The sequence below is a fragment of the Variovorax sp. GW823-FHT02B07 genome (genome assembly GCF_058797695.1).
In genome coordinates this window covers 296,393-312,218 of sequence record NZ_JBXAJX010000003.1, presented here as the reverse complement: position 1 = coordinate 312,218, position 15,826 = coordinate 296,393, and the positions used below count along the sequence as shown (strand labels likewise).

17 protein-coding genes are annotated in these 15,826 nt (G+C 70.5%); 14 read left to right on the top strand and 3 right to left on the bottom strand.

The features are described from left to right. Positions 1-31: 31 nt before the first annotated feature. The 13 genes from AC1RGU_RS19240 (at position 32) to AC1RGU_RS19180 (ending at position 11,409) form a co-directional block, all read left to right on the top strand. A complete protein-coding gene (locus tag AC1RGU_RS19240) occupies positions 32-1,093 on the top strand; it encodes a class I SAM-dependent methyltransferase (RefSeq protein WP_095746594.1) in 1,062 nt (353 codons plus the stop codon). Positions 1,094-1,109: 16 nt separating this feature from the next. Then, positions 1,110-1,325 carry a DUF1059 domain-containing protein gene (locus AC1RGU_RS19235; RefSeq protein ID WP_492697401.1) on the top strand — a complete coding sequence of 72 codons (216 nt, stop codon included), beginning with the start codon at positions 1,110-1,112 and terminating at the stop codon, positions 1,323-1,325. Positions 1,326-1,419: 94 nt separating this feature from the next. Continuing rightward, a complete protein-coding gene (locus AC1RGU_RS19230) occupies positions 1,420-3,750 on the top strand; it encodes a heavy metal translocating P-type ATPase (RefSeq protein ID WP_492697399.1) in 2,331 nt (776 codons plus the stop codon). After that, the gene (gene ccoS / locus AC1RGU_RS19225) at positions 3,750-3,887 is read left to right on the top strand and encodes a cbb3-type cytochrome oxidase assembly protein CcoS (RefSeq protein WP_062481719.1); all 138 of its coding nucleotides are present in this window, start codon (positions 3,750-3,752) and stop codon (positions 3,885-3,887) included. The genes AC1RGU_RS19230 and ccoS overlap by 1 nt, the downstream gene beginning before the upstream one ends. A 247-nt stretch (positions 3,888-4,134) precedes the next feature. Next, positions 4,135-5,577 carry a cytochrome-c oxidase, cbb3-type subunit I gene (gene ccoN / locus AC1RGU_RS19220; RefSeq protein ID WP_139702545.1) on the top strand — a complete coding sequence of 481 codons (1,443 nt, stop codon included), beginning with the start codon at positions 4,135-4,137 and terminating at the stop codon, positions 5,575-5,577. 18 nt (positions 5,578-5,595) lie between these two features. Then, positions 5,596-6,240, top strand: a complete 645-nt coding sequence (gene ccoO / locus AC1RGU_RS19215; RefSeq protein WP_070062091.1) for a cytochrome-c oxidase, cbb3-type subunit II — start codon at positions 5,596-5,598, stop codon at positions 6,238-6,240. Between the two features lie 23 nt (positions 6,241-6,263). Then, the gene (locus tag AC1RGU_RS19210) at positions 6,264-6,404 is read left to right on the top strand and encodes a cbb3-type cytochrome oxidase subunit 3 (protein WP_062481697.1); all 141 of its coding nucleotides are present in this window, start codon (positions 6,264-6,266) and stop codon (positions 6,402-6,404) included. Between the two features lie 13 nt (positions 6,405-6,417). Next, positions 6,418-7,332 (top strand): cytochrome-c oxidase, cbb3-type subunit III, encoded by a 915-nt coding sequence (gene ccoP / locus AC1RGU_RS19205; RefSeq protein WP_369645971.1) that lies wholly within the window; start codon positions 6,418-6,420, stop codon positions 7,330-7,332. Continuing rightward, positions 7,329-8,756, top strand: coding sequence for a cytochrome c oxidase accessory protein CcoG (gene ccoG, locus AC1RGU_RS19200; protein WP_492697397.1), 1,428 nt, complete (start codon positions 7,329-7,331; stop codon positions 8,754-8,756). The genes ccoP and ccoG overlap by 4 nt, the downstream gene beginning before the upstream one ends. An 11-nt stretch (positions 8,757-8,767) precedes the next feature. Next, a complete protein-coding gene (locus AC1RGU_RS19195; RefSeq protein ID WP_070062094.1) occupies positions 8,768-9,058 on the top strand; it encodes a FixH family protein in 291 nt (96 codons plus the stop codon). A 5-nt stretch (positions 9,059-9,063) separates the two neighbouring features. Further along, positions 9,064-9,297 carry a hypothetical protein gene (locus tag AC1RGU_RS19190; RefSeq protein WP_223301390.1) on the top strand — a complete coding sequence of 78 codons (234 nt, stop codon included), beginning with the start codon at positions 9,064-9,066 and terminating at the stop codon, positions 9,295-9,297. Next, positions 9,294-10,700, top strand: coding sequence for an oxygen-independent coproporphyrinogen III oxidase (gene hemN, locus AC1RGU_RS19185; protein WP_492697395.1), 1,407 nt, complete (start codon positions 9,294-9,296; stop codon positions 10,698-10,700). The genes AC1RGU_RS19190 and hemN overlap by 4 nt, the downstream gene beginning before the upstream one ends. A gap of 7 nt (positions 10,701-10,707) precedes the next feature. Then, positions 10,708-11,409 carry a sulfite exporter TauE/SafE family protein gene (locus AC1RGU_RS19180; RefSeq protein WP_492697393.1) on the top strand — a complete coding sequence of 234 codons (702 nt, stop codon included), beginning with the start codon at positions 10,708-10,710 and terminating at the stop codon, positions 11,407-11,409. Between the two features lie 12 nt (positions 11,410-11,421). Here AC1RGU_RS19180 and AC1RGU_RS19175 read toward each other — a convergent pair whose 3' ends face one another. Then, positions 11,422-11,904 carry a Rossmann-fold NAD(P)-binding domain-containing protein gene (locus tag AC1RGU_RS19175; RefSeq protein WP_223301389.1) on the bottom strand — a complete coding sequence of 161 codons (483 nt, stop codon included), beginning with the start codon at positions 11,902-11,904 and terminating at the stop codon, positions 11,422-11,424. 226 nt (positions 11,905-12,130) lie between these two features. On the opposite strand from AC1RGU_RS19175, the gene AC1RGU_RS19170 reads away from it, so the two are divergent. Beyond that, complete coding sequence (locus AC1RGU_RS19170; protein WP_260685050.1) at positions 12,131-12,889, top strand: Crp/Fnr family transcriptional regulator; 759 nt, start codon at positions 12,131-12,133, stop codon at positions 12,887-12,889. On the opposite strand, the gene AC1RGU_RS19165 is transcribed toward AC1RGU_RS19170, so the two are convergent. Continuing rightward, entirely contained in the window at positions 12,883-14,997 is a 2,115-nt protein-coding gene (locus AC1RGU_RS19165; protein WP_492697392.1) for a PAS domain S-box protein, read from the bottom strand. The two genes, AC1RGU_RS19170 and AC1RGU_RS19165, sit on opposite strands and share 7 nt — an antisense overlap. Then, positions 14,990-15,715: a winged helix-turn-helix domain-containing protein gene (locus AC1RGU_RS19160; protein WP_070062099.1), complete on the bottom strand. Its 726-nt coding sequence runs from the start codon at positions 15,713-15,715 to the stop codon at positions 14,990-14,992. The genes AC1RGU_RS19165 and AC1RGU_RS19160 overlap by 8 nt, the downstream gene beginning before the upstream one ends. Positions 15,716-15,826 lie beyond the last annotated feature (111 nt).

Here is a 15,826-nt window from a genome sequence, read left to right as displayed (position 1 = left end):
CGCCAGTCGCTTGTCGACGAAGGGGATACACATGGCCATCGACGAAACACGGCTTAACGCGTTCATGGGTAACTTCGTCCACGACATCGGGGCCGTGATGCACGCGGCGACCATCGTCGTCGGCGACCAGCTCGGCCTGTACAAGGCGCTGGCCGAAGGCCCCGCCACCGCGGAGCAGCTCGCCCGCCGCACCGAGACCGACCCGCGCTACCTGCGCGAATGGCTCTCGGCCCAGGCCGCCAGCGGCTACGTCGAGTACGACCCGAAAGGCGAGCTGTTCTCGCTGACCGAGGAACAGGCCTTCGCGCTGGCCGAGGAAGGCAGCCCGGCCTTCGTGCCCGGCGCGTTCCAGATCGCCGTGGCGCAGTTCAAGATCATTCCCAAGATGGTCCAGGCCATGCGCACGGGCCTGGGCATCGGCTGGCACGAGCACGACGTGGCCCTGTTCCATGGCACCGAGCGCTTCTTCCGGCCCGGCTACGCGGCCAACCTGGTGAGCCAATGGATTCCGGCGCTCGAAGGCATCGAACCGCTGCTGAAACGCGGCGCGCGCGTGGCCGACGTGGGCTGCGGGCACGGCGCTTCGACGTTGCTGATGGCGCAGGCCTATCCCCAATCCAGCTTCGTCGGCTTCGACTACCACGCGCCGTCGATCGAGCGTGCGCGCGAAACCGCGCGCAAGGCCGGCGTCGACGATGAAAAGCGCCTGCGCTTCGAGGTCGCCAGCGCCAAGGATTTCCCCGGCGAAGACTACGACCTGGTCGCGGTCTTCGACTGCCTGCACGACATGGGCGACCCCGTCGGCGCGGCGGCGCACGTGCGGCGCACCCTCAAGCCGCAGGGCACGTGGATGATCGTCGAGCCCTTTGCCAACGACCGGCTGGAGGACAACATCAACCCGGTGGGGCGCGTGTTCTATTCGGCCTCCAGCTTCATCTGCACGCCGGCCTCGCGTTCGCAGGAAGTGGGCCTGTGCCTGGGGGCACAGGCCGGTGAAGCGCGCCTGCGCGACGTCGTCTCGCAGGGCGGCTTCTCGCACTTCCGCCGCGCCAGCGAGACGCCTTTCAACCTGATCTTCGAAGCACGTCCGTAAGGACAAAGGAGGCGCCATGTCCCGCCAATACATCGACTGCCGCGAGTACCCGAGCACGATGAACTGCAGCGTCGCGCTCTGTGCCGACAGCGAGAGCGAACTGCTCGATGCCGCCGTCCAGCACGCCGTGGCCGTTCACGGCCACACCGACACGCCCGAACTGCGCAAGCAGCTGGCGAGCATGTTCAAGGCCGGCACGCCGCCGGTGGAGCTCGCGAAGACGCCCGCTTGACTGGCTGACTGACGGTCCTGCGCGGCCCCGGCCGCCGCGACGAACCTTGATGCAGATCAAACGCTTGCATCGGCCAGGCATTTAGCCTGCCCCGATGCAAGCTTCCGCCGCGCTCGTGCCGTTTCCGTCCGTTCCATCGTCCGCCGGGAGTGACGCCCGCGCCGACGCCTGGCAGCTGCTCGACGACCCCGCCGAGTGGGCCGCGTTCGGCCGCCCGCTGGAGGCAGGCTCGGGCCGCTGGGAATCGCAGGTGGCGGTCGAGGGCATGCACTGCGCGGGCTGCGCCTTCACCGTTGAGGCCGCGCTGGCGCAGGTGCCCGGCGTGACCGAGGTGCAGGTGAATGCCGCGAGCCGGCGCGCGCGCGTCGTGTGGTCGGCTGGGGCCACGCGGCCTTCGCGCTGGTTCGAGGCCAGCGCGCGCGCGGGCTACCCCTTGCTGCCGGCCGGCAGCCGCAGCGCGCGCGAGACGCGCACGCGCGAGTTGCGCATGGCGCTGTGGCGCTGGCTGGTCGCGGGCTTTTGCATGATGCAGGTGATGATGTACGCCTACCCGGCCTACGTCGCGCGCCCCGGCGACATGACGGCCGATGCGGCCCAGCTGCTGCGCTGGGCCTCGTGGGTGCTCAGCCTGCCCGTGGTGCTGTTCTCGTGCGGGCCCTTCTTTCGCAGCGCCTGGCGCGACCTGCGCATCGGCCGTGTCGGCATGGACCTTCCCGTGACCTTTGGCGTGGTCATCACCTTCGTGGTGAGCACGGCCGCCACCTTCGACCCCGCGGGGCCGCTGGGGCACGAGGTCTACTTCGACTCGCTGACGATGTTCGTCTTCTTCCTGCTCACCGGCCGCTGGCTCGAGGCGCGGCTGCGCGACCGCACGGCCGGCGCGCTCGAGGCGCTGATGCACCGGCTGCCCGACAGCGTGGAGCGCCTCGGACCCGACGGCGAATGGACCCGCGTGGCGGTGCGCCGGCTCGCGGCGGGCGACGTGGTGCGCGTGCGCCCGGGCGAGGCCTTTCCGGCCGACGGCACGGTGATCGACGGCGACACCACCGCCGACGAGGCGCTGCTCACCGGCGAGTCGCGCCCCGTGCCGCGCCCCTGCGGCGACCGCGTGCTCGCGGGCAGCCACAACCTCTCGGCCGTGGTGCTGGTGCGCATCGCCTCGGTGGGCGAGGGCACGCGCTTCGCGCAGATCGTGCGGCTCATGGAAAACGCCGCGCTCGACAAGCCGCGCCTGGCCCGGCTGGCCGACCGCGTGGCGCGGCCCTTTCTCATCGCGGTGCTGGCCTGCGCGTTCGGCGCGGGTGCGCTGTGGTGGGCGGTCGATCCCGGCAAGGCGCTGATGGTCGCGGTGGCGGTGCTGATCGTCACCTGCCCGTGCGCGTTGTCGCTGGCCACGCCGGCCGCGATGCTGGCGAGCGCCGGTGCGCTGGCGCGTGGCGGCGTGCTCACGTCGAACCTGCAGGCGCTCGAGGCGCTGGCCGGCGTCGACACCGTGGTGTTCGACAAGACCGGCACGCTCACGGGCGACACGCCGCGCCTGGAGCGCGTGTACTGCCGCCAGGGCCTGCGCCCCGGCGATGCGCTGGAGATCGGCGCGGCGCTCGCGGCGCTGTCGCTGCACCCGGCGGCGCGCGCGCTCGTCAACGCCTGGCAGGCGCAGTTCCGCGCGCCGCCGGCCTGGTCGGCGACGCAGCTGCGCGAGACGGTGGGGCAGGGCGTGGCGGCTTCGTTGCACCGGCGTGATGCGGTGGACGACCACGGCGCGCGCCCCGTGCGGCTGGGCTCGGCGGTCTTCTGCGAGGTGCCGCCGCTGCAGGTCGATGCGGCGCAGATCCACCTGAGCGACGACGAGGGCTGGCTCGCCAGCTTCGTGCTCGCCGAGGAGCTGCGCCCCGACGCTACGCAGGCCGTGACGGCGCTGCAGGCGCAGGGGCTGTCGGTGCGCCTGCTCTCGGGCGACCGCGAGAACGCGGCGCGTGCCATCGGCGCGCAGGCCGGCATCGCGGCGGTGCAGGGCGACTGCGCACCCGAAGACAAGCTCGAGGTGCTGTGGCAATTGCAAGCGGCCGGGCGCGAGGTGGCGATGGTCGGCGACGGCCTGAACGACGGCCCGAGCCTGGCGCGCGCCAACGCCTCCTTCGCCTTCGGCCACGCCGTGCCGCTGTCACGCGCGCGGGCCGACTTCGTGGTGCTCGGCGATGCGCTGCAGGCCATTCCCGCGGCCGTGGCGCAGGCGCGCCGCACGCTGCGCGTGGTGCGCCAGAACCTGTTCTGGGCCGCGGCCTACAACGCCGTGTGCGTGCCGCTGGCCGTGGCCGGCTGGCTGCCGCCGTGGCTCGCCGGGCTGGGCATGGCGGCGAGTTCGCTGCTGGTGGTGCTCAACGCGGCGCGGCTCGCTGCACCAGGGAAAGCGGCGGTGGCCTGATGGACGTGCTGTTCCTGCTCGTGCCGCTGTCGGTGGTGCTCGTGCTCGCGATCCTGGGCGGGCTCTGGTGGGCCATCGAACGCGGCCAGTTCGAAGACATCGAGGTCGAAGGCGACCGCATCCTGAATAATGACTAACCCCCAGGCTACGCGCACTTCGTGTCGCTTCGCCAACCCCCTTGCAGGGGGCACACCCTGCGGCCTGGCATAGCCAGTTCCGCGGGTGTTCTGGCACGGCCTGCTCCGCGGCCTTCGGCATCGTTCGAGCTCGTGTGCCGCCGTCGATACAAGCCGCAGTGGAGAACGGAGCGGGCTTGATCTGCATCAAGCCTGCCCGGGCTACGCGGGCAGACACTGCCCGCAAATCACATTCACGGGCACCACGATGCAGCAGACCACGCACCCTCCCGCGGCCATCTACGACGACACCGTCGTGCGGCAGTTCGCACTCATGTCGGTGGTCTGGGGGGTGGTCGGCATGCTGGTCGGCGTGATCATCGCCTCGCAGCTGACCTGGCCCGAACTCAACCTCGGCATTCCCTGGCTCAGCTACGGCCGCCTGCGTCCGCTGCACACCAACGCGGTGATCTTCGCCTTCGGCGGCTGCGCGCTCATGGCCACGAGCTTCCACGTGGTGCAGCGCACCTGCCAGGTGCGGCTGTTCGCGCCGGCGCTGGCCTCGTTCGTGTTCTGGGGCTGGCAGCTGGTGATCGTCGCCGCCGCCATCAGCCTGCCGCTGGGCTACACCAGCGGCAAGGAGTACGCCGAGCTCGAATGGCCCATCGACATCCTGATCGCTGTGGTCTGGGTGGCCTACGCCATCGTGTTCTTCGGCACCATCGGCCTGCGCAAGGTGCGCCACATCTACGTGGCCAACTGGTTCTACGGCGCCTTCATCATCGCGGTGGCGCTGCTGCACATCGTCAACAGCGCGGCCATTCCGGCCGGCTGGATGAAGAGCTATTCGGCCTACGCCGGCGTGCAGGACGCGATGGTGCAGTGGTGGTACGGCCACAACGCCGTGGGCTTCTTCCTCACGGCCGGCTTCCTGGGAATGATGTACTACTACATCCCCAAGCAGGCGGGGCGCCCGGTGTACTCGTACCGGCTGTCGATCGTGCACTTCTGGGCGCTGATCTTCACCTACATGTGGGCCGGCCCGCACCACCTGCACTACACCGCGCTGCCCGACTGGACGCAGTCGCTGGGCATGGTGTTCTCGCTCATCCTTCTTGCGCCCAGCTGGGGCGGCATGATCAACGGCGTGATGACGCTCTCGGGCGCCTGGCACAAGCTGCGCACCGACCCCATCCTGCGCTTTTTGATCGTCGCGCTGTCGTTCTACGGCATGTCGACCTTCGAGGGCCCGCTGATGTCGATCAAGACCGTCAACGCCCTGAGCCACTACACCGACTGGACCGTGGGCCACGTGCACTCCGGCGCGCTGGGCTGGGTGGGCTTCATCACCATGGGCTCGCTGTACTACCTGATCCCGCGCATGTACGGCCGCCTCGCCATGTACAGCGTGCGCGCCATCGACGTGCACTTCTGGATGGCCACCATCGGCATCGTGCTGTACATCGCCGCGATGTGGATCGCCGGCGTGATGCAGGGCCTCATGTGGCGCGAGATCAATGCCGACGGCACGCTGACCTACACCTTCGTCGAAAGCGTGAAGGCCACCTTCCCCTACTACCTGGTGCGCGTGATCGGCGGCGTGCTCTACCTGGGCGGCATGCTGGTCATGGCCTGGAACGTCTGGATGACCGTGATCACCGGGCGCTCGGTGCGCGCCGAGATCCCGGCCGTTGCCGCCGCCCACGCCTGAAGTCACTGAGGACGCACGATGAACGCACCAGACAACAAGAACTCCGCGCCCGCCGCCACCGGCTTCACGCACGAGAAGGTCGAGACCAACAACCTGCTGATGATCGTGCTGATCCTGCTGGTGGTGGCCATCGGCGGCCTCGTGGAGATCGTGCCGCTGTTCTTCCAGAAGTCGACCACCGAGGCGGTGGAGGGCGTGAAGCCGCTCACGCCGCTGCAGCTGGCCGGCCGCGACGTGTACCTGCGCGAGGGTTGCTACAACTGCCACTCGCAGATGATCCGCCCCTTCCGCTCGGAGACGCTGCGCTACGGCCACTACTCGGTGGCCGGCGAGTTCGTGTACGACCACCCCTTCCAGTGGGGCAGCAAGCGCACCGGCCCCGACCTGCACCGCGTGGGCGGCAAGTACAGCGACGAGTGGCACCGCATCCACCTGAACAACCCGCGCGACCTCGTGCCCGAGTCGAACATGCCGGCCTACCCGTGGCTGGAGAAGGGGCTGGTCGACGCCGGCAGCATCGCCACCCGCATGCGCGCGCTGCGCACGGTGGGCGTGCCCTACACCGACGAAGAGATTGCCAAGGCCGCCGACGAGGTCGCCGGCAAGACCGACATGGACGCCACCGTGGCCTACCTGCAGTCGCTGGGCCTGGCGCTCAAGTAAGAAGAAAGAACAGGCAACGCCCCATGACCGACATCACCACCCTGCGCATCGCCGCCACCATCGCCTGCTTCGTCGTCTTCATCGGCATCGTGGCCTGGGCCTGCTCGCGCCGCAACACGCAGCGCTTCGCCGAAGCGGCCCGGTTGCCGTTCGAGCAGGACTGAAGGGAGCCCCACGATGAGCGATTTCATCAATAACTTCTGGTCCAGCTACGTGGCCGTGGCCTCGCTGCTGAGCATCCTGGGCTGCGTGCTGCTGCTGTGGCTCACGGCACGCAAGCGCGTGCCCTCCGACGCCGACAACACCACCGGCCACGTGTGGGACGAAGACCTGCGCGAAGCCAACAACCCGCTGCCGCTGTGGTGGGTGGGCCTGTTCGTGCTGACCATCGTCTTCTCGCTCGGCTACCTGGCCGTGTTCCCGGGCCTGGGCAGCTTCCGTGGCACGAACGACTGGAGCTCGCGCGCCGAGTACCAGCAGGACATGGCCAAGGCCACGCAGGCACTGGAACCGGTGTACGCGCGCTACGCGCCCATGCCCCTGGAGGAGGTCGCGCGCGACCCGCAGGCCCGCGCCATCGGCGAGCGCCTGTTCATGAACAACTGCGCGCAGTGCCACGGTTCCGACGCGCGCGGCAGCAAGGGCTTTCCGAACCTCACCGATGCCGACTGGCTGCACGGCGGCACGCCCGACAAGATCGTCGAGTCGATCACCAAGGGCCGCATCGGCACCATGCCGCCGGCCGCCGCGATGGTCGGCACGCCCGACGACGTGAAGAACGTCGCCAACTATGTGCTGAGCCTGTCGGGCGAGCCGCACGACTCGCTGCGCGCGGGCCTGGGAAAGCCCAAGTTCGCCGCCTGCGCGGCCTGCCACGGCATCGGTGGCGTGGGCAACCCGGCGCTGGGTGCCCCGCGCCTGAACGACCGCATCTGGCTGCACGGCTACGGCGAGGCCGCCATCGTGCAGATCATCAACGAGGGCAAGCACAGCGCCATGCCCGCGCAGGAAGGCCGCCTGACCGAGGCGCAGATCAAGCTGCTGGCCTCCTACGTGTGGGGCATGTCCAACCCTGCGACCGGGACGCCATGACGCGAAAGACGGTCATCCCGATCGTCAGTGCGCCGCCTGTCGCCGCGCCGGAGGTCGGCCTGTACGAGGCGACGAAGAAGATCTACCCGCGCAGCGTGCAGGGCCTGTTCGCGCGCTGGCGCTGGGCCATGGTCTTTCTCACGCAGCTGGTGTTCTACGGCATGCCCTGGGTCGAATGGGGCGAGCGGCAGATGGTGCTGTTCGACCTGGCCGCGCGGCGCTTCTACATCTTCGGGCTGGTGCTGTACCCGCAGGACCTGATCTACCTGTCGGGCCTGCTGGTGATCAGCGCGCTCTCCCTCTTTCTCTTCACGGCCGTGGCCGGGCGCCTGTGGTGCGGCTACGCCTGTCCGCAGACCGTCTACACCGAGATGTTCCTGTGGGTGGAGCAGCGCATCGAAGGCAACCGCAGCGCGCGCATCCGGCTCGACGCCGGCGCGTTCTCGCTCGAGAAGCTGGTGAAGAAGGCCTTCAAGCACCTCGTCTGGATCGGCATCGCGCTGTGGACGGGCTTCACCTTCGTGGGCTACTTCACGCCCATCCGCGAGCTGGGCATGGCCTTCCTGCAGACGCAGATGGGCTCGTGGGAGGTGTTCTGGGTGTTCTTCTACGGCTTTGCCACCTATGGCAACGCCGGCTTCATGCGCGAGCAGGTGTGCAAGTACATGTGCCCCTACGCGCGCTTCCAGAGCGCGATGTTCGACCGCGACACGCTCATCGTCAGCTACGACCCGCGGCGCGGCGAGCCGCGCGCGCCGCGCCGCAAGAACGTCGACCCGCGCAGCGCCGCACTGGGCGACTGCATCGACTGCAGCCTGTGCGTGCAGGTGTGCCCCACCGGCATCGACATCCGCCAGGGCCTGCAGTATGAGTGCATCGGCTGCGGCCTGTGCGTGGACGCCTGCGACAGCGTGATGGACAAGATGGGCTACGCGCCGCGCCTGATCCGCTACGACACGCAGAACGGCATGGAGGCCGGCTGGTCGCGCCGCCAGCTGTGGCGCCGCGTGCTGCGCCCGCGCGTGCTGGTCTACACGGCGCTGCTCGCGCTGCTGGTGGCGGGCCTGCTCGCCAGCCTGGTCGCGCGCACGCCGCTGAAGGTCGACGTGGTGCGCGACCGCGCCTCGCTCGCGCGCATCGTCGAGGGCGGGCGGCTGGAGAACGTCTACCGGCTGCAGATCATGAACGCGACCGAACGCACGCAGCACTACCGCATCGCCGCGCGCGGCATCGACGGGCTGAGCGTGGCCTCGCCCGACGAGGCCATCGAGGTCGAACCCGCGCAGGCGCGCTGGGTGGCGGTGCGGCTGCAGGTGCCCTACGGCGCCGCACCGGCCGGTTCGCACACGGTGCACTTCGACATCCGGCAGGCGGATGGCGCGGCGCAGGTTTCCGAAAAAGCGGTCTTCCTGGTGCCGCGCTGAAAGGTCTTCCCATGAACGATGCCCTGCCGATGAACGCGCCCGCGACCTCAGGTCCCTGGTGGCGCTACCCGCTGGTCTGGCTGGTGATCGCGGGGCCCGCGGCCGTGGTGCTGGCGAGCATCGCGACCGTGTGGCTGGCGCTGCGCACCCCCGAGGTGCTGGTGTCGGAGGACTACTACCGCGAAGGCATCGAGATCAACCGCACGCTGGCCGACAAGAAGCGCATGCCGGCGCAGGCCGGGCGCAACCACGCGGCCACGCCCGAGGACGATGTGCCGGTGCCCCGGAGGGGCGCGCAGTGAGTGCCATGCGCCGCATCGCCGGCATCCTGTGGCCGTCGTTTCTCGTGGCCTGCGGCATGGAGGTGCTGGTGTTCGCGATGATCGATCCGATCCATTCGTACTGCGGCGCCGATGCGCTGCGCATGTCGCGCCAGGGCATCTACACCGTGTCCTTCTTCGTGTTCTGGCTGATGGCGGCGGCCTCGAGCGCGTGCACCACGCTGCTGGCGCTGCCGTCCGAGAAAGAGACTGCGTCATGAGCTTGCCCCTGGCCAGCGTTCCCGAGACCCCGTCCGTGCTGCCCGTCGAGCTGCTGCGCCGCTTCGACGTGCCCGGCCCGCGCTACACCTCGTACCCCACGGCCGACCGCTTCGTCGAGACCTTCGATGCCGGCGACTACGCGCAGGCGCTGCACCTGCGGCGCGATGCGGACACGGCCGGCGAGCCGCTGTCGCTGTACGTGCACATCCCGTTCTGCGAATCGCTGTGCTACTACTGCGCCTGCAACAAGGTCGTCACCAAGCACCGCGAACGCGGGCGGCAGTACCTCGACTACCTGGCGCGCGAAGTGGCGCTGCAGGTCGCGCAGCTCGGGCCCGGTGCGCCCGTCGGCCAGCTGCACCTGGGCGGCGGCACGCCGACCTTCCTGGACGATGAGGAACTGGGCGAACTGGTGGCCCTGCTGCGCCGCGCGTTCGCCTTCGTGCCGGGCGGCGAGCAGTCGATCGAGATCGATCCGCGCACGGTCGACGCGAAGCGCCTCGCGGCGCTGGCCGCGCTCGGCTTCAACCGCCTGAGCTTCGGCGTGCAGGACTTCGACCCCGCCGTGCAGCAGGCCGTGCACCGCATCCAGCCGGCGGCGCAGGTCTTCGCGCTGATGGACGCGGCGCGCACGCTGGGTTTCAAATCGATCAACGTCGACCTGATCTACGGGCTGCCGCGCCAGAACGATGCCTCGTTCGAACGCACGCTCGCGCAGATCCGCGAGCTGCGGCCCGACCGCATCGCGCTGTATGCCTACGCCCACCTGCCGGAGCGCTTCAAGCCGCAGCGGCGCATCGCGGCCGACGAGCTGCCCGATGCGCCGATGCGCGTGCGCATGCTCGGGCGCGCGATTGCGGCGCTCACCGAGGCCGGCTATGTCTACATCGGCATGGACCACTTCGCGCTGCCCGACGACCCGTTGGCCGTGGCCAAACGCGAGGGCCGGCTGCACCGCGACTTCCAGGGCTACAGCACCCAGCCCGACGGCGACCTCGTCGCGCTCGGCGTGTCGGCCATCGGCCGCGTGGGTGCGACCTACAGCCAGAACGCGAAGACGCTGGAAGACTACTACGCGCTGCTCGACCAGGGCCGCTTGCCCGTGGTCAAGGGGCTCGCGCTGTCGGACGACGACCTGCTGCGCCGCGAGGTCATCATGGCGTTGATGTGCCGCGGCCGCGTGGACTTCGACGCCGTCGAGGCCGCGCACGGCATCGCCTTCGCGGACTACTTCGCCCCCGAGCGCGCCGCGCTGGCGCCCATGGTCGAACAAGGGCTGGTGCGCCTGTCGCCGCGCGCCATCGAGGTCACCGAGGCCGGCTGGTTCCTCGTGCGTGCCGTGGCGATGGTGTTCGACCGCTACTGCGCCGCGACGCGCACGCGCTTCTCGCGCGTGGTTTAGGACGGCCATGAGTTCCCCCGCACTCGCCGGCGCCGCATTGCTGATGGGGCTCGCGGGCGGGCCGCATTGCGTGGCGATGTGCGGCGCGATGTCGTCCGCGGTGATCCGCATCGTGCCGGCGGGCGGGCCTTCGCAGGCCATGCATCCCGTCGCACCGGTCGTCTTCCACCTCGGCCGCATGGCGAGCTACGCCGCCGCCGGTGCCATCGCCGCCGCGAGCCTGCACGGTCTGGGCGCAGCGAGCGCGGAGGTCGCGGCCTGGCGGCCGCTGTGGGTGATGCTGCATGTGTTCGTGCTCGCCTGGGGCGTGGTGCTCGCCGTCGCGGGCCGCCAGCCGTTGTGGGCGCAGCGCGCCGGGCGTGCGCTCGAAGCGCGCCTGCGGCCGATGGCCGGCGGCTCGCTGCTGGGCGTGCTCGCCACGGGCACGCTGTGGGTCGCGATGCCCTGCGGCCTGCTCTATTCGGCGCTCATGCTGGCCGCGCTGGGCAACGGGCCGCTCCAAGGTGCCTCGACGATGGCGCTGTTCGCGCTGGGCAGCAGCGTGTCGCTGCTCGCCGCGCCGTGGCTGTGGCAGCGCTTGCGCGGGTGGGGCGACAGCAGTACGCGCCAGGCCTGGGGCGCGCGGCTGGCGGGGGTGTTGCTGGCGGCGGTGGCGCTGCAGGCGCTGTGGATGGATCTGAGCCACCGCATCGCCGACTGGTGCGGCTGAGGCGCTAACTCCTCAGGCGATGCTCTCGATCAGCAACGCCTGCAGCACGAACCGCCGGTTGTCCGCCGCCGCCGTGCGCTCGCCGAGCAGGCCCGCGAGCGCGGCCGTGGGGTGGCTGTCGGCCGCCGCGCCGTCGTGCACCGGAATGCCCGCGTGCTGGCCGATCTGCCGCACCAGCGCGGCATCGATGCCCTCGCAGGCGACGGCGTCGTAGAGCCGCCCGAGCATGCGCGCCGTGTGCTGCAGCTCCTGCACCGGCGTGTCGGTCGACAGGCTGGAGCGCATGGTCGCGACCTGCGCGCCCAGTTCCTCGGCGGCCTGGCGCAGCAGGGCGAGGGCGGCGCTGTCGCCGGTCTCGCTGAGCAGGCCGAGGTTCTTGCCGCGCAGCAGCCGCGGCGGCGCCGCGCCGTCGAGCGCGGCGCGCTGGAGCAGCCGGGCGCGGCCCAGCAGGCTGGCCTCTCTCTGGGGCGACAGCGCGGCGGTGGAAGGGTGCATGGCAAGGTTCGACATGTGTCTCGCGGAGGCTAGCCACTCAGGCCGCGCCGGCCTTGACGCACATCAAGGAGCGCCCCGCTGTTACACGCCGGACACAGAGCATTCACCCGACGTTACGCACCGATGCGGGCCGTTGTCACTGCGGGGCCTCGCGCTTCCTAGCATCGAGACATCGCCTGATCGCAGGCAACGCCACACAAGACAGACAGAACGCCGAGGAATCCCCATGCTCACGAGTGCCCGCCCCAACCCCATCCTGCCGCTTCGGCCCCTTCCGACGGTACAGAAGGAAGACGCGGGCCGCCGCACGGCCGAGCGCCTGCGCCTGCTGGCCGAGCAGCTGCAACCGCAGCGCCGCATGGTGCACACGGGCGACGTGATCTACCAGGCCGGCGAACGCTTCGGCAACCTCTACATCCTGAACTCGGGCTTCTTCAAGATCGTGAACCTCTCGGCCGATGGGCGCGAGCAGGTGGTGGGCCTGAAGTTTCGCGGCGACTGGCTCGGCTTCGACGGCATCGCGGGCCAGCGCTACGTGTGCGACGCGGTGGCCATGGACACCGGCGAGGTCTGGGTCGTGCCTTACGAATCGCTGCTGGCCGCCTGCACCACGCACCCCGCGCTGCTGCAGATGCTGCATGCCGCGATGAGCCGCGAGATCGCGCACGACCGCGATTCGCTGATGTCGGTGTGCACCTTGCCGGCCGACGCGCGCGTGGCCGACTTCCTGCGCTACTGGGCCGAGTCGCTGGCCGACCGCGGCATGCGCACCGACGAGATCACGCTGCGCATGACGCGCGCCGAGATCGGCAACTACCTGGGCATGACGCTCGAAAGCGTGAGCCGCGCGCTCTCGCGGCTGGCGCGCGACAAGGTCATCGGCTTTGCCACCAAGGGGCGGCGCGAGGTGCAGATTCCCGACGTGAGCGCGCTCTCGGCCTTCGTGCAGCGCTGCCTGGCGCCGGCGCCCGCGATGCTTCAGTAAGAAGCGACGTTGAGCAGCGCGCGCGCCATCGCCCGCGCGAGTTCGCTGCGCGAGTAGGGCTTGCGCAGCAGCTCCCAGGCCGGGGGCGCTTCGCGGTCGGCGTCGAGCAGCTCGGCCGAGAAGCCCGACATCAGCAGCACCGCGAGCCGCGGTTGGCGTTGCACCGCCTCGGCGGCCAGCCGCGTGCCGCGCATGCCGGGGCCGAGCGCGATGTCGCTCAGCAGCAGGTCGAAGGGCGTGGCCTCGGCCGCCATGGCGGGCAACGCTTGTTCGGCATTGGCGGCGGTCGCGACCTCGCAGCCCAGCGTGGTCAGGAAGGTGTGGACCACCTGGCGAACCTCGGCGTCGTCTTCGACCAGCATCACGCGCAGGCCCGGGGCCAGCGTGGCCTCGGCTTCAACTTCTATCGGGTCCTCATCGGCAGGTGTTGCAACGCTCGCCACCTCGGCCTCGACCTGCGGCAGGTAGAGCGTCACGGTGGTGCCGGCGTTGAGCTTGCTGTCGATGGCGATGGCGCCGCGCGACTGCTTCACGAAGCCGTACACCGTGCTCAGGCCCAGGCCGGTGCCGCGCCCGGCTTCCTTGGTGGTGAAGAAGGGCTCGAAGAGGTGCTCCATGACCGCGTCGGTCATGCCGGTGCCGCTGTCGGCGATGGAGAGCGCGACAAAGCGGCGGCCGGCGTCGGCGTCGCTCAGTTCCTGGCGCACGGTGGCGGGCAGGGCGTCGCAGGCTTCGGCGCGAAAGTGCAGGCGCCCGCCCTCGGGCATGGCGTCGCGCGCGTTGATGGCGATGTTCAGCAGCGCCGATTCGAGCTGGCCCGGGTCGGCGCGCACGGCGGGGCAGGGGTCGTCGGCATCGATCTCGATCTGGATGCGCTGGTCGAGCGTGCGGCGCAGCATGTCGGTGAGCGAGTGCAGCATCTGCCGCACGTCGACCGCGTCGGGCTGCAGCATCTGGCGCCGCGAAAAGGCCAGCAGCTTGCCCGTGAGTTCGGCGCCGCGCCGGCTGGCGCGCGCGGCGGCGGCCACCAGTTGCTGCGCGTAGCCGTCGGCCGCGAGCTGCGGCAGCTCTTCGAGTACCTGCAGGTTGCCCTGGATGATGGTCAGCAGGTTGTTGAAGTCGTGCGCGATGCCGCCGGTGAGCTGGCCCACGCTCTCCAGGCGCTGCGCGTGGTTCAGCGCCTCCTCGGTCTGCACGCGCTGCAGGCTGGTGGCCAGCAGGCTGGCCACCGATTCGAGAAAACGGATCTCCTCGTCGCCGAAGCGCCGCGCGGCGGTGGCGCGCACCGACAGCATGCCGGTCACGCGGCCCCGGTCGGACAGCGGCACGGCCAGCGCGCTGACCAGTCCGGCCTCGAGGTAGGCGGGCGGCACGGTGAAGCGGCGCTCCTCGCGATAGTCCGTGACGACGACGGGGCAGCCTTGCGAGAGCACATAGCCGGGCTGCGTGTCGGGCCGGTTGGCGATGCGCAGGCCCACGCTCTCGTCGGCGACCAGGCCCACGCCGCTGGCCAGGCGGAACTCGCGCTGGCTGCCGTCGAGCAGCCACACCATGGCGACCTCGACCTGCAATGCGGTCGCGACGATCTCGGGCACCTGCGCCAGCACCACCTGCAGGTCGCGCGTGTCGACCGCCAGGCGGCCCAGTTGGGCCAGGTGTTCGCTGTAGCGCGCGCGCTGCAGCGCCTGCTTCACGCGCGGGTAGGCGCCGATGTCGCGGATCGCGGCCACCACGAAGGGCAGGCCCTGGTTCTGCAGCGGGCTCAGCGCGATCTCGACCATCACCTCGCTGCCGTCCTTGCGCTTGGCGACGAGCTCCATGTCGGTGCCCATCGGGCGCGGGCGCGGCGCGCGGCCGTAGGCTTCGCGGAACGCCGCGTGGCGCGGGCGGATGCTGTCGGGCACCAGCGCTTCCACGCTCAGGCCCACGAGCTCGTCGGCCGCGTAGCCGAGCATGGCGGCGGCCGAGGGGTTGGCCAGCACGATGCGGCCCGACTGGTCGACCACCAGCAGCGAATCGGGATACGCGGCGAACAGCGAGCGGAACACGCTGCCTTCCTCGACGCCCGAGGGCAGGCCGGGAATCGAGGGTGCGTTGCCGTCAGCCATGGGTGACTGGCGGCACCAGGATGTAGCCCGCGCCGCGCACCGACTTGATGAGCTGCGGATCGTCGGCGTTGGCCTCGATCTTCTTGCGCAGCCGGCCGACCTGCACGTCGATCGTGCGGTCGAAGGGGGCGGCTTCGCGACCGCGCGTCTGCTCGAGCAGGAAGTCGCGCGAGAGCACGCGGCCCGGGTGCCGCGCGAAGGCGCACAGCAGGTCGAACTCGCCGGTGGTCAGCGCCACGGCCTCGCCCTGCGCGTTGCTGAGGCTGCGCGCGGCGGTGTCCAGGCGCCAGCCGGCGAAGCGCAGGCGCTCGGGCGGCGTGGGCGCGGCGGCGGCGGCCGACGCGTCGGGCGTCAGGCGCCGCAGCACGGCCTTGACGCGCGCCGCCAGCTCGCGCAGGTCGAAGGGCTTGGTCACGTAGTCGTCGGCGCCCACTTCGAGGCCCACCACCTTGTCCACCGGGTCGCCGCGGCCGGTGACGATCACGAGGCCGCAGCGCCAGTTCTCGCGCATGTGGCGGGCGATGGAAAAACCGTCTTCACCGGGCAGGCCGAGGTCCAGCAGCACGAGGTCGGCCGGGTCGGCGGCCATGAGCGAGCGCAGCGCCGCGCCGTCGTGGATCTGGGTGACGCGGTAGCCGTGGCCCTGGAGGTAGTTGGCCAGCAGCAGCGTGATGTCGACCTCGTCGTCGAGCACCGCGATGTGGGGGGCAGAAGTCATGCGGGGGCTGGGAGAAAAAACGCCGGCGCCACGGGGAAGGGCGCAGGGAGCCGGGAAGCGTAGCACGCAAGGCGCGGCAGCGGCAGCGGCAGCGCCCGCCGTTGATCTGGC